Origin of the sequence: Roseomonas sp. TAS13 (assembly GCF_001950415.1) — a bacterium.
In the GTDB taxonomy this organism is placed as follows: domain Bacteria; phylum Pseudomonadota; class Alphaproteobacteria; order Acetobacterales; family Acetobacteraceae; genus Roseomonas; species Roseomonas mucosa.
In genome coordinates this window covers 1-12,741 of record NZ_BDLP01000104.1, presented here as the reverse complement: position 1 = coordinate 12,741, position 12,741 = coordinate 1, and the positions used below count along the sequence as shown (strand labels likewise).

Genomic DNA, 12,741 nt, shown 5'->3' with positions numbered 1-12,741 from the left:
CGGGGCCCGGCTGTCGGGCGGCGGGCGGCGCCGCCTGGGCCTGGCCCGCGCGCTGCTGCGGCCGGCGCCCTGGCTGCTGCTGGACGAGCCCACCGAGGGGCTGGACTCGGATACCGAGGCGCTGGTCCTGCGGCGGCTGGCGGCCCGCCTCGCCCGGGATGGGCAGGGCGCGCTGATCGTCACGCACCGGCCAGCCCCGCTGGCCCTGTGCCGGAGAATCATCCCGCTCGGCAGCTCCCCCGGAACTCCGGCTGCGGCAGGGCGTCCGGGCCTGCCGCTCTGACGGCTCCGGGGCCTGGGTCCTGGCCGGCGTGCCAGGTGACGATGCCCACGGGACGATACCCACAGGGGGGTGACAGAGGCAGGACTTGCAGCCGGATGGACTGCTGCCGCGCCCCTGTCCCAGCCGTCATCAATCCTCCAGATGGTGTGTCATTTCCACCATGGTCCACCAGGAAATCCGGGGGCCGGGCGTGTCCCACGCCGAATAACTTCCCTTTCGCCTGTCCTGCCACTAAGAGGCGCTCGCAATTCGGGATGGAACCCTCCGCCCGCCCCCCCCAAAATCAGAGACCTCTCCCATGGCGCATCCCGCCCGACATGCGTTTCGGCCCCTGCTGCGCCTTCTCGGCACGACCGCCTTGGTCCCGGTGGCCCTTGCCGTCTGCGCCCCGGTTGCGATGGCCCAGACGGGCCAGAGCCAGGCCGGTGACGGCAGTGCCAGCGGCACGACCGTCCTGCCGACGGTGAGCGTGCAGGGCGCCAGCCAGAACCCGCTGGCGCCGGTGGACGGCTATGTCGCCACGCGCAACCTCGCCGGCAGCAAGACCGACACGCCACTGGTGGAGGTGCCGCAATCCGTCTCGGTGGTGACGCGCGACGCGATCGACCAGCGGCAGGCGCAGAATCTCGGCGAGGCGCTGCGCTATTCCGCCGGCATCCGGCCGGAGCAGTACGGCTTCGACTCCCGCGCCGACTGGGTGCAGATCCGCGGCTTCGAGGCGACCGACACCAGCCAGTTCCTGAACGGGCTGCGCTTCAACCCGGGCTATACGGCCGGTGTCTTCGAGACCTATGGGCTGGAGCGCTACGAGATCCTGCGCGGCCCCTCCTCCGTGCTCTACGGCCAGATGGCGCCGGGCGGGCTGATCAACATGGTGCAGCGCCACCCGACCGACACGGCGCGGGGCGAGGTGCGGCTGACCGCCGGCACGCAGAACATCCGGCAGCTCGCCTTCAACACCAGCGGCCCGCTGACGGCGGACGGGACGTGGAGCTACGCCCTCACCGGCGTCGGGCGGCTGGCCGACCTGGACGTGCAGAACAGCGACAACGACCGGCTCTTCCTGGCCCCGGCGCTGACCTGGAGGCCCACCGGGGACACCCGCTTCACGCTGCTGCCCTACTACCAGCGCGACAGGACCATCGGCGCCCAGTTCCTGCCCTATCTCGGCACCGTGCAGCGCAGCGCCTTCGGCCGCGTCTCGCGCAGCCTGAACCTGGGCGAGGACGGCTTCGACAAGTACGACCGCACGCAGTACGGCATCGGGTACGAGTTCGAGCACCGCTTCAACGACGTCTTCTCCTTCACCCAGAACGCCCGCTACGCGCATGTCGGCGTGAACTGGAAGCAGGTCTATGGCGGCGGCCTCCTCGCCGGCAGCGAGCGGCTGCTGAACCGCTACGCCTATGACGAGCAGTACAGCTTCGACACCTTCCAGGTGGACAACCGCGGCCAGGCGCGCTTCGACACCGGCCCGCTGCAGCACACGCTGCTCGGCGGCTTCGACTACCAGCACACCAGCTACAAGAGCGTGGCGGCCTTCGCCACCGCCAGCCCGCTCGACCTCTACGCGCCCGTCTATGGCAGCGGCATCCCGAACCTGGGCAGCCCCTACCAGAACCGGCTGCAGGGCATCGACCAGTACGGCCTCTATGGCCAGGACCAGATCCGCTACGGGCGCTTCGTGGCGACGCTGGGGGTCCGGCACGACTGGGTGGACACGAACACCAAGAACCGCGCCTACGGCTTCACCAGCGAGAGCAAGGAGGACACCGACACCACCTGGAGGGCGGGCATCACCTACCTCGCCGAGAACGGCCTCGCGCCCTATTTCTCCTACAGCACCTCCTTCCTGCCGCAGGCGGGCAGCTTTTCCCCGGCGCGCGGCAACGGCACCTTCGATCCCACGACCGGCGAGCAGTACGAGGTGGGCATCAAGTACCAGCCGAACGGGCTGAACAGCTTCGTCCAGGTCTCGGCCTTCCACATCACCCAGAGCAAGGTCCTGACCACCGACCCGGACAACGTGCTGTACCAGGTGCAGACCGGCCGCATCCGCGTGCGCGGCGTGGAGGCCGAGGGCGTGGCCAGCCTGGGCAACGGGCTGAACCTGATCGGCTCGATCACCTATCTGGACCCGGAGATCACCCGCGACACGGTGGCGAGCAATGTCGGCAACCGGCCGCTCGGCGTCTCCAAGTTCACCGCCGGGCTCTATGCCGACTACAGCTTCGGCGAGGGCCGGGGCGCGATGAGCGGCGTGGGCCTGGGCGCGGGCGTGCGCTTCGTCGGCAACACCGCCGTGGACAACGCCAACTCGGCGGTGGTGCCCTCGGTGACGCTGTTCGATCTCGCGGCCCGCTATGACCTCGGGCAGCTCGCCTCGAACCTGAAGGGCTTCCAGGCACTGCTGAACATCAACAACGTGGCCGACAAGCGCTACGTCGCCCGCTGCACCAGCGAGTCCTCGTGCTTCTACGGCAACAGCCGCACCATCCTGGGCTCGCTCGCCTACCGCTGGTAGGGCGAGCGGCGGCGGCGCTTCCCCCGCAGGGGAGAGCGGCCGCCGCGGCTTCCGCACCGCCCTGTCCGGCGTGGCGAGCGCCGGGCGGCCAGTCGCGGCCGGCAGGGCTCCGCACCACCTTGCATCCGGCGGCACACGGGACCATCACAGCCATGTCCCGGCCGGCGGCGCCCCGGCCCCATCCCCTGGAAGGGAGACCGGCCATGGCCATCCTGAAGATCGCCCGCATGGGCCATCCCGTGCTGCTGGAACGCTGCGAACCCGTGTCCGACCCGGGCGCGCCGGAGATCCGCCGCCTGGTGCGGGACATGTTCGAGACGATGGAGGACGCGCCGGGTGCGGGTCTCGCCGCGCCGCAGGTGCATGTGCCGCTGCGCCTCTTCGTCTTCCGCGTCCTGCCGTCGCGCAGCAGCGGCGCGCCGGACGACACGGCGGCCGGCAACACGGTCCTGATCAACCCGGTGGTGGAGCCCGTCGGCGAGGAGAAGCACCTGCGGTGGGAGGGCTGCCTCTCCATCCCCGGCCTGCGCGCCGCCGTGCCCCGCTACCGGCGCGTCCGCTACACCGGCACGGATTGCGATGGCCGCACCGTCTCGGCCGAGGTGGAAGGCTTCCATGCCGGCGTCGTGCAGCACGAGAACGACCACCTGGACGGCATCCTCTACCCGATGCGGATGACGGATTTCGGCCTGATGGGCTTCAACGAGGAGATCGCGCGCTTCTCCGACCAGCCCGGCGCCGCGCCGCCCCCGGCCCGCGGATAGTTCCCACCCGCCGGAGCGGCCGGGCCGTCATTCAGGGAGCGGTTTCCGGCTGGGCGGCGAGCAGGCCGGCGATGGCGGCGGCGATCTGTTCCACGGTGACGGGCTTGCGCAGGATGGCGAAGGGGCCGCCCGCCCTCGCCTCCGCCAGATCGTCCTCCGCGGCCTCGCCGGCGAAGCCGGTGACCAGCAGCACGCCCAGCCCCGGACGCCGCAGGCGGGCCCGGCGCGCCAGTTCCATGGCGGCGTCCAGGTCCTCCCGCCGCACCAGGTCCAGGCGCTGCAACATGCTTTCGGCCTGGGCGCGGAACACCGCTTCGGCCTCGTTCCGCAGACCGGTCAGGGCGCAGAAGGCCCCGCCCGCCACGCCCGCGAGGTCGTCGAAGATCTTGCCGCCGCGCCCGAAACCGGCGCCGCCGCCACCGGGCCCACCTTTGGGGCCATTGGCCCCGCCGAAGCCGCCGTCCTGATCCATCATCTGTCTCCCTTGCCGGGCCTGGTCCGCGCTGCCATCACGCAGCCCATATGGGCCCCATATGGGGAAGGACGCCCCCTTCGTCCAATTTCCTTCAATGGGCCACCCGATGGGCTCCCCAAGGGAGCTTCCCCGGGACGGCCAGAGCGGAAAGGCAGCGCCATGTTCCTTGTCACCGGCGGCGCCGGCTTCATCGGCTCCAACCTCCTGGCCGCGCTCTGCGCCCGGGGGGAGGAGGTCATGGTCTGCGACCGGCTGCGCGATGGCGGAAAGTGGCACAACATCGCTCCTTACCCCATCGCCGGGATCGTGCCGCCGGAGGATCTGGACCGCTGGCTGGACGGCGCCTCCGGGCTGGAGGGCATCTTCCACCTGGGCGCCATCAGCGCGACCACGGTGCGGGACGGCGACCTGGTGGCCGCCAACAACCTGTCGCTGACCCTGCGCCTCTGGGACTGGTGCGCCGAATACCGGGTGCCGCTGGTCTATGCCTCCTCCGCCGCCACCTATGGCGACGGGTCCGCCGGCTTCGACGACGACATGGCGCCGGAGGCCCTGGCGAGGCTGCGGCCGCTCAACCTCTATGGCTGGTCCAAGCACGCCACCGACCGGCGGGTAGTGGACCTGCTGGCGCGCCACCGCCTCGCCCCGCCGCACTGGGCCGGGCTGAAGTTCTTCAACGTCTATGGCCCCCACGAGGCGCACAAGGGCCGCATGGCTTCGGTGGTGTTGCACAAGTTCCGCCAGATCGCCGGGGGCGAGGCCGCGACCCTTTTCGCCTCGGATCGGGAGGGCATCGCCGATGGTGGGCAGATGCGCGACTTCGTGCATGTGGACGATTGCGTGGCGGCGATGCTCTGGCTGATGGACCACCCGCATGTCTCCGGCCTGTTCAACTGCGGCTCCGGAAAGGCGCGCAGCTTCCGGGACCTGGTCCTGGCCGTCTATGCCGCGATGGGGCGGGAGCCCGACATCCGCTACGTGCCGATGCCCGAGGACCTGAAGGGAAAATACCAGTATTTCACCGAGGCGCGCATGGACCGGCTGCGGCAACTCGGCTTCAACCACCTGGCCACGGAGCTGGAGGACGGCGTGGGCCGCTACGTCCGCCAGCTCATGGCCGAGTCCCCGCTGGAGCCACAGAACCGGGCATGATCCCCGCCATCCTCTTTCCCGCCTTCGACCCGGTCGCCATACAGCTCGGCCCCTTTGCGATCCGCTGGTACGCCCTGGCCTATATCACCGGCATCCTGATCGGCTGGGGGCTGGTGCGCCGGCTGGTGCAACTGGCGCCGCAGGTCGCGACGCGGGAACAGGTGGACGATTTCGTGACCTGGGCCACGCTGGGCATCGTGCTCGGCGGCCGCATCGGCTACGTCCTGTTCTATCGCCCCGGCCACTACATCGACCATCCGCTGGAGGCGCTCTACCTCTGGCAGGGCGGCATGTCCTTCCATGGCGGCGCGGCGGGCGTGATCCTGGCGCTGTACCTCTTCACCCGCTCGCAGGGGCTGAGCTTCCTCGGCTTCTCCGACCGCGTGACCTCGGTGGTGCCGGTCGGCCTGTTTTTCGGGCGCATCGCCAACTTCATCAACGGAGAGCTCTGGGGCCGCGTCACCGACGTTCCCTGGGGCATGATCTTTCCCACCGGCGGGCCGGAGCCCCGCCACCCCTCGCAGCTCTATCAGGCGGGCATGGAGGGGGTGATTCTCTTCGTCCTGCTGCAGGTCCTGATCCACCGTCCGGCGCTGCGGGCCCGGTACGGCTTCGTGTCCGGCGCCTTCCTGGCCGGCTACGGCGTCGCCCGCATTGTCGGTGAGCTGTTCCGCCAGCCGGACGCGCAGCTCGGCTTCCTTTTCGCCGGGATCACCATGGGGCAGCTCCTGTCCCTGCCGATGGTGCTCTGCGGCGCCTGGCTGATGTGGAGGGCCCGGCCCGCGACCGCCCCCGCCCAGGGCGCCATGCGGCACGAGGGCGCCTGACATGGCGAGGGCCGAACGGCTCGACCGCTTCATGGCCCGGGCCGTGGCGGCCTACTACGCCGGCCGCGACCCCCTGGGCCGCGACGGCGATTTCATCACCGCGCCGGAGATCAGCCAGGCCTTCGGCGAGTGCCTGGGCCTCTGGGCGGCGGTCTGCTGGCAGATGATGGGGGCGCCGCCGCGCATCCTCCTGGCGGAGCTCGGCCCCGGGCGCGGCACTCTGATGGCCGATGCCCTGCGCGCGGTGCGGGAGGTGCTGCCCGCTTTCGCCCAGGCGGCCGAGCCGCATCTGGTGGAGGCCTCGCCCGTGCTCCGGGCGGCGCAGCGGGCGAAGCTGCCGGACGCGCAATGGCACGACCGGGCAGAGGACCTGCCGGAAGGGCCGCTCCTGCTTCTGGCGAACGAGTTCCTCGATGCGCTGCCGATCCGGCAGTTCGTGCGGCAGGACGGCACCTGGCGGGAGCGCTGGGTGCAGGACGGCGCATTCCTTCTCCGCGAGATCGTGGAGCCCCCCGCAACGGACCTTCCCGAAGGCATGCCGGACGGTACGGTCCGGGAGGTCTGCGCCCCCGCCCTTTCCCTCGCCGGATGGCTCGCGGGGCGTCTGGCCCGGCAGGGCGGCGCCGCGCTCTTCATCGACTATGGCCACACCGCGGGTGGCAGTGGCGACAGCCTCCAGGCCGTTCGCCGGCATGAGCCGGTCGCTCCCCTGGCCGGCCCCGGCACTGCCGACCTGACCGCGCATGTGGATTTCCAGGCCCTGGCCGGCGCGGCCCGGGCTGGTGGTGCCGCCGCGCATGGGCCGGTGCCGCAGGGCATGTTCCTGCGCCGCCTGGGCCTGGGGCAGCGCGCCGCCATGCTGGCCGCCGCCAATCCCCGGCAGGCCCAGGCGCACTTGGCCGCGGCGAACCGCCTGACGGCGCAGGAGGCAATGGGCCTGCTCTTCCAGGCCCTGGCCATCACGCCGCCCGGCTTTCCCATTCCACCCGGATTCGAGAACGCATGAGCACCGCCGAGTTCCTCGTTGCCGCCGGTCTGGCGGGCCTGCCGCATGGCTTCTTCACCCGGCGGGGCGGTGTCTCCGAGGGCACCTTCGCCTCGCTCAACTGCTCGCTCTCCGGCGCCGACGACCCGGCCCGGGTGGCGGAGAACCGCGCCCTGGCCATGGAGGCGCTGGGCCTGCCGCCCGCCGCGCTGGTGGGGCTGCACCAGGTCCATGGCCCCGATGTGGTGGTGGCGCGCGAGCCCTGGCCCGACACGGCGCGGCCGCGCGCGGATGGGATCGTCACCGACCGGCCCGGCCTGGCCCTGGGGATCGTCACGGCGGATTGCGGCCCGGTGCTCTTCACCGATACCGAGGCCGGGGTGATCGGTGCCTGCCACGCGGGCTGGCGCGGGGCCGTGGCCGGGATCTGCGAGGCGGTGCTGGAGGCCATGGAGGGAATCGGGGCCCAGCGCGGGCGTGTCGTGGCCGCGCTGGGCCCCTGCATCCGCCAAGCCTCCTACGAGGTCGGGCGCGATCTCTTCGAGGCGGTGGGCCAGCCGGAATTCTTCCAGCCGGGCGCGCGGGACGGCCACTGGCAGTTCGACATGGCGGGCTACATCGCGGCCCGGCTGCAAAGGGCCGGCACCGGGCTGGTGCAGGTGATCGACGCCGACACCCAGGCCGATGCCGGCCGCTTCTTCTCCCATCGCCGCCGCACCCTGGCCGGCGGTGGCCCAATAGGGCACCAGCTCTCGACCATCGCCCTTCGGGGTTGAAGATCGCGCGACCTCCTCGCGAGATCGGGCAAATGTGAGGACTGAAATCCTCTTAGGAGGATTCAGTTCTCCTTTTGTTCCTAGAATCGGTCTAGGATCGGGGGATGCCCCCCGATCCTTTGCTCGAACAGCTCGAAAGGACCCTGGCCGACTCCTACAAGCGGGAGATCGAGGCGGAGGAGAATGTCTGGCGCAGCCTGCCCTTCTTCGCCGCGACCTTCGCCCTGCAATTCGCCGGGCTGGCCCAGGCGCGCGACTGGCTGCTGGCGATGCAGGGAACCACCGCCCTCGTGGCCATCGTGCTGCTGGTCCTGGCCGGTGGCTCGACGGCGCTGGGCCTGCTTTTCCTGGCCCAGTCCATCGCCCCCGCCGAGTTCCGCTACCTGTCCCGGGAGACCGAGCTGCTGCGCTATGCCGGCGCGCTGCGCGAGCAGGAGCGGGCAGCCGGCCGCGAGGCCGCCGAGGCTTCCGCCGCTGCCCTCGCCAGCTTCCGTGCGACGCTGGTGGCGCAATACGCCATGGCGGTGGACAATAACCGGGCCATCAACCGGCGCCGGGCGACGCGGCGAACCAGGGCGGCCCTGGCGATCCTCTGCTCCGTCCTGCTGGTCACGGCCCTGGTGGCACTGACACTGGGCACCAACATGTCCCATGCCACCGGAGCCGGACCGATCCATGACAGCCAGAAGCCCGCCGAAAGCACCCTCGCCATTGGAAGCGGAGCCACCCGGCCAGGACCAACCGGCGGAGACTCCGCGACAACCCGCCCCGGAGGAAACGCCGGCCGAGCCGCCGATGGTGGTGGTGCGCGAGGGATGGTGGAGCCGCAGAGTGGCGGAACGGCCGCGCGAGGCGCTGCGGCGGGAGGATGAGTCGAAGAAGCGATAAGCGGCGGGAAGGCTCCGGAGGTCCAGCCCGCCGCCTGGGATTGCGCCGTGGCCGGTGCTTACTCCGGCCGGATCCACTCGGGCTCGTCGACGATGTCGAGGTCGTCGAGGTTCACGATCACTTCCTCGGTCCCGGAGCGGACCAGGACGCAATGCAGGTCCTCGGTGTCGGAGGCGTTCAGCTCCTGATGCGGCAGATAGGGCGGCACCAGCATGAAGTCACCGGCCTTGGCCTCGGTGATGAATTCCAGCCGGCTGCCCCAGCGCATCAGCGCATGACCGCGCACCACGTAGATGATGCTTTCCAGCGCGCCATGATGATGCGGGCCAGTCGGATGGCCCGGCCGGATGAGGTTGGTTCCGGCCCAGAGATGCTGGGAGCCGTTGCGGCTGCCGCTGATCGCGACCTCGCGGTTCATGCCCAGCGTTTCCGGCGTGTCACAGCTCCGGGCACCGGCCTTCACCACCTTGATGCCGTTGTTGCGCCAATCCTGGGCTTCGCTGGCCGGGACCTGGCCGGCCTGGGCAGGGGTCTTCGCGATCGTGCCGTCGGGCATGGCGGGCGTCTCCTTCACAGGGAAATCCATCTCTCGGCACACATTTTAGGGCGCCGCCAGCATCGTGAAATGGGCGGGTTTTTCAAACTGCCGCGCTTCTCCAGCACAGTCCTCTCCCTCCGCCGCGATGGCGAGAATAGTTTTCCGCGACGAGGGCCGGGAGGCCGGGGCGCCGAAAACCGATGCTCGACGGGAAGCGCCGCACGCGATAAGCGGCCTGCGATGCCTTATATGGTCTTCTTCGTGTTCCTGATCTTCCTGACCGCGCTGGCCTCCTGTGTTGTCGGCTGAACGGTGCGTCCTGGCGGCGCTTCTCCTCCTGCTCCTCCCCCTGGCCGGGTGCGGGGACCTGCCCCAGCCCTATCGCGGGCAGCCGGGTGGCATGGCGGCCAAGCTGGTGCAGCCGCCTGCCTACCGGATCGCCGTGCCGCCGCCGGACGCGGCCATGCTGACCGATGCAGGCAGCAGGCGCTTCGCCTCCGATCTCGCGGATGCGCTGGTGGCGGCCGAGGTGCCGGCCGTGGCGAGCCAGCCCTGGCCGCTCGACTGGCGGCTGAAGGTGGTGGCGAGCCGCGAGGGCCAGACCATCGTGCCGCGCTACACGCTGGAGAATGCCGACGCGCAATCCGTGGTCGAGGCGCGGGGCAACCCGGTGCGGATCGAGGAATGGGCGGGCGAGGACCCGAAGATGCTGCAACGCGTGGCCACCAGCGATGCCGGCACCGTGGCCACGCTGCTGGCGCGCGCCGATGCCGCCCGCCGCGCGGCGGACCCCGCGACGCTGGTGGCGAACGGCCCGCCCCGCCTGCGCTTCATCGGCGTGAAGGGCGCGCCCGGCGACGGCGACGCCGCCTTGACCACACGCATGACCGATTTCCTGGCCGACAAGGGCTTCCTGGTGCAGCCCCAGGCGGAGGGTTCCCTCTTCAGCCTGGAGGGGCGGGTGAACATGGTGCCCATTCCCGACCGGCAGCAGCGGGTCGAGATCCAGTGGATCGTGACCCGCAAGGACGGCCAGGAGATCGGGCGAGCCATCCAGATGAACCAGATCCCGCAGGGGACGCTGAACGGGCTCTGGGGTGACGTCGCCTATGTGGTGAGCCAGGAGGCGGCGCAGGGCGTGCGCGACATCATCAACAATGCCGGCGGCTTCGGGCCGCCGCCCACCTCTCCCGGCGGGACCGGCACGAAGGCACCCGGCGGCAAGCCGCAGGCCGGCGTGGCGCCGCCGGCTCCGGCGGGGGATGCGGCCTCCATGGCCGCGCCGCTCCTCCTGCCCGAGGACGATTCCCTGCCGCCTCCCCAGGGCTGAAGCGGCGGGAGAGACGCCGCGCGGCCTGCTCCACGGGGCTGTGGCGGCCGCGATCCGGAGGCGGAAGATTTGCTCACCGGATCGCGATTGCTCTGGAAGAGCCTCGCCATGCCGCCTACGCTGCATTGCATGATGCCATTCTCCCTGGAGCCGGGGCTGCGCGCGGTCCTGCTGACCGCCGCGCTCCTCGCGGGATGCGCGGCGGGCGATGGTCCGCGAACCGCAGGCGATGCGCCCCGCGGTGCCTTCGGACCTTATCTGGCGGGCCGCTTCGCCTCTTCCGAGGCGGACAGCGCCATGGCTGCCGCGCAACTCGGGGAGGCGCTGCGGCAGGACCCCGACCAGATCGAGGTGCTGCAACAGGCTTTCGGCGCCGCGGTGATGAACGGCCAGTCCGATGCGACGCGCCTCGCCCGGCGCCTGCCCGAGGACCAGCTGGCGAACCTGCTTCTCGCCGGGGCGGATGCCCAGGCGGGGCGGTGGGACCGCACCGAGCAGAGGTTGCGCACCCTGCCACGCCGGGGCTCGGCGCAGTTGCTCCAGCCCCTGCTGGTCGCCTGGGCCCAGGCGGGGCGGGGCGACACCGCGCAGGCCCTGGCGCTGCTGCGGCCCTTCATCGAGGACGGGCGGCTGCGCGGCGTGATCGCGCTGCATGCCGCGATGATCGCCGATCTGGGTGGACAGCCGCAGGATGCCGCGCGCTACCTGCGCCTGGCGATCGCGGATACCCAGGAGCCGAACCTCCGCTTGGCGCAGATCGGTGCCGGCATCCTTGCCCGGGCCGGTCAGGAGGCGCAGGGCGTGCGGCTCTTCGACGTGATGGCCCGGGGGAACGACGACATCGCCATGGCCGTCACGCCGGCGCTGCGCCAGAAGGCGCTGCAGGGTCGCGCGGTGGCGAGCGCGACCGAGGGGATGGCGGAGGCCCAGGTCGCCTTTGGGGCGGCGCTCCGCTCCCAGGGGGGACCGGACCTCGCCCTGATGCTGTCGCGCCTGTCGCTGCGCCTGCGGCCGGATTTCGCCCCGGCCCTGCTTCTCGCCGCCGATTCCCTGGCGGACCAGAAGCATACCGACCGTGCCCTGGCGATGCTGGAAACGGTGCCGGAGCGCGATCCGCTGGCGCCGCTGGTGGCGCTGCGCCGTGCCTCCCTGCTGGATGCCATGGGCCGGACTGCCGAGGCCGAGGCGCTGCTGCGCCATCTGGCGCAGGGCCATCCCCAGGCCGTGCAGCCCGTCGCGCAGCTTGGCGACATGCTCCGCACGAGGGGGCGCTTCGGCGAGGCCTCGGCGGCCTATGGGGAGGCACTGGCCCGGGCCCGCGCGGACGGGTCCGTCGGCTGGCCGCTCTACTATGCCCAGGGCATTGCGATGGAGCGTGACGGACGCTGGACCGAGGCCGAGGCCTCCTTCCGCCGTGCCCTGGCGCTGGCGCCGGACCAGCCGAGCGTCCTGAACTACCTCGCCTATTCCTGGGCGGAACGGGGCGAGCGGCTGCCGGAGGCGAAGCGCATGCTGGAGCGGGCTGCGGCGCTGCGCCCGCAGGACGGTAACATCGCCGACAGCCTGGGCTGGGTGCTGCTGCGCCAGGGGGATCTGCCGAAGGCCGTGCAGACGCTGGAGCGGGCGGTGGAGCTGGAATCGCGCAACTCCACGATCAACGAGCATCTGGGGGACGCCTACTGGGCGGTCGGCCGGCGGACGGAGGCGCGCTACCAGTGGCGCCGGGCGCTGGATCTCGCCCCGGCTTCCGAGGACGGGCCCCGGCTTTCCGCCAAGCTGCGGGATGGGTTGCAGACCTCTCCCGCCGCTTCCGCTATGCGCTGAGCCATGTCCGATATCACGACGAACCGGCCCCAGGCCGCAGGGGCTGGGGCGGCTGAATTCGCCCCGGCCAAGGTCAATCTCTTCCTGCATGTCACCGGGCGGCGCGAGGATGGCTATCACCTGCTCGACAGCCTGGCCGTCTTCGCGGGGGTGGGCGATGAGCTCACGGCTTCGCCGGCGGAGGCGCTGACGCTGGAGATCGACGGGCCGGAAGGCGGCGCCCTGGTCGCGGAGCCGGACAATCTGGTGCTGCGCGCGGCGCGCCTGCTGGCGGAAAGCCGCGGCGTCTCCCACGGCGCGGCACTGCGGCTGACCAAGCGCCTGCCGGTGGCCTGTCTCTTGATCACATCTACGCACAGCTCCACCGTAAGGCGA

The 12,741-nt window shown here is 71.2% G+C and carries 12 protein-coding genes and 1 pseudogene; 11 read left to right on the top strand and 2 right to left on the bottom strand.

What is annotated here, in order from left to right:
* The 3 genes from ROTAS13_RS10475 to def all read left to right on the top strand — a co-directional run.
* The coding region (locus ROTAS13_RS10475) for an ATP-binding cassette domain-containing protein (protein WP_139323313.1) at window positions 1-283 on the top strand (283 nt) is incomplete at its 5' end.
* A gap of 298 nt (window positions 284-581) precedes the next feature.
* A complete protein-coding gene (locus ROTAS13_RS10470; protein WP_019461859.1) occupies window positions 582-2,807 on the top strand; it encodes a TonB-dependent siderophore receptor in 2,226 nt (741 codons plus the stop codon).
* A 203-nt stretch (window positions 2,808-3,010) separates the two neighbouring features.
* A complete protein-coding gene (gene def / locus ROTAS13_RS10465; RefSeq protein ID WP_075822288.1) occupies window positions 3,011-3,571 on the top strand; it encodes a peptide deformylase in 561 nt (186 codons plus the stop codon).
* 31 nt (window positions 3,572-3,602) lie between these two features.
* Here def and ROTAS13_RS10460 read toward each other — a convergent pair whose 3' ends face one another.
* Window positions 3,603-4,046 (bottom strand): accessory factor UbiK family protein, encoded by a 444-nt coding sequence (locus ROTAS13_RS10460; protein WP_075822287.1) that lies wholly within the window; start codon window positions 4,044-4,046, stop codon window positions 3,603-3,605.
* A gap of 159 nt (window positions 4,047-4,205) precedes the next feature.
* Here ROTAS13_RS10460 and rfaD point away from each other — a divergent pair, with 159 nt between their 5' ends.
* From rfaD to ROTAS13_RS10435, 5 genes are all read left to right on the top strand, one after another.
* On the top strand, window positions 4,206-5,198 hold the full coding sequence (gene rfaD / locus ROTAS13_RS10455; RefSeq protein ID WP_075822286.1) for an ADP-glyceromanno-heptose 6-epimerase: 993 nt from the start codon (window positions 4,206-4,208) through the stop codon (window positions 5,196-5,198).
* Window positions 5,195-6,025 carry a prolipoprotein diacylglyceryl transferase gene (gene lgt, locus ROTAS13_RS10450; RefSeq protein ID WP_019459678.1) on the top strand — a complete coding sequence of 277 codons (831 nt, stop codon included), beginning with the start codon at window positions 5,195-5,197 and terminating at the stop codon, window positions 6,023-6,025. Before rfaD ends, lgt begins: the two co-directional genes overlap by 4 nt.
* Before the next feature lies 1 nt (window position 6,026).
* Window positions 6,027-7,031 (top strand): class I SAM-dependent methyltransferase, encoded by a 1,005-nt coding sequence (locus ROTAS13_RS10445; RefSeq protein ID WP_075822285.1) that lies wholly within the window; start codon window positions 6,027-6,029, stop codon window positions 7,029-7,031.
* Complete coding sequence (gene pgeF / locus ROTAS13_RS10440; RefSeq protein WP_075822284.1) at window positions 7,028-7,786, top strand: peptidoglycan editing factor PgeF; 759 nt, start codon at window positions 7,028-7,030, stop codon at window positions 7,784-7,786. Before ROTAS13_RS10445 ends, pgeF begins: the two co-directional genes overlap by 4 nt.
* Window positions 7,787-7,890: 104 nt before the next feature.
* Window positions 7,891-8,658, top strand: coding sequence for a hypothetical protein (locus ROTAS13_RS10435; protein WP_075822283.1), 768 nt, complete (start codon window positions 7,891-7,893; stop codon window positions 8,656-8,658).
* Between the two features lie 74 nt (window positions 8,659-8,732).
* Here the strand turns inward: ROTAS13_RS10435 and ROTAS13_RS10430 are convergent, their stop codons facing one another.
* Window positions 8,733-9,230 carry a cupin domain-containing protein gene (locus ROTAS13_RS10430; RefSeq protein ID WP_252571607.1) on the bottom strand — a complete coding sequence of 166 codons (498 nt, stop codon included), beginning with the start codon at window positions 9,228-9,230 and terminating at the stop codon, window positions 8,733-8,735.
* Between the two features lie 280 nt (window positions 9,231-9,510).
* On the opposite strand from ROTAS13_RS10430, the gene ROTAS13_RS10425 reads away from it, so the two are divergent.
* From ROTAS13_RS10425 to ROTAS13_RS10415, 3 genes and pseudogenes are all read left to right on the top strand, one after another.
* The gene (locus ROTAS13_RS10425) at window positions 9,511-10,542 is read left to right on the top strand and encodes a hypothetical protein (RefSeq protein WP_126281936.1); all 1,032 of its coding nucleotides are present in this window, start codon (window positions 9,511-9,513) and stop codon (window positions 10,540-10,542) included.
* A gap of 108 nt (window positions 10,543-10,650) precedes the next feature.
* The gene (locus ROTAS13_RS10420) at window positions 10,651-12,366 is read left to right on the top strand and encodes a tetratricopeptide repeat protein (protein ID WP_252571606.1); all 1,716 of its coding nucleotides are present in this window, start codon (window positions 10,651-10,653) and stop codon (window positions 12,364-12,366) included.
* A gap of 3 nt (window positions 12,367-12,369) precedes the next feature.
* A pseudogene (locus ROTAS13_RS10415) lies at window positions 12,370-12,741 on the top strand (hypothetical protein); the annotation flags it as partial.